Source organism: Bowmanella dokdonensis (genome assembly GCF_017254865.1).
In the GTDB taxonomy this organism is placed as follows: Bacteria; Pseudomonadota; Gammaproteobacteria; order Enterobacterales; family Alteromonadaceae; genus Bowmanella; species Bowmanella dokdonensis.
Genome location: NZ_JAFKCV010000454.1, coordinates 1 through 265 on the forward strand (window position 1 = coordinate 1; position 265 = coordinate 265).

Sequence of the window (265 nt, forward strand, 5' to 3'; positions counted from 1 at the left end):
CATCCTCCAAGGCTAAATACTCCTAACTGACCGATAGTGAACCAGTACCGTGAGGGAAAGGCGAAAAGAACCCCTGTGAGGGGAGTGAAATAGAACCTGAAACCGTATACGTACAAGCAGTGGGAGCCCACTTGTTGGGTGACTGCGTACCTTTTGTATAATGGGTCAGCGACTTATATTTTGTAGCGAGGTTAACCGCATAGGGGAGCCGTAGCGAAAGCGAGTCTTAACTGGGCGCTTAGTTGCAAGGTATAGACCCGAAACC

1 rRNA gene is annotated in these 265 nt (G+C 49.4%); it reads left to right on the plus strand.

The window, feature by feature from the left end:
• A 23S ribosomal RNA gene (locus J0A66_RS23275) occupies window positions 1–265 on the plus strand; the annotation flags it as partial.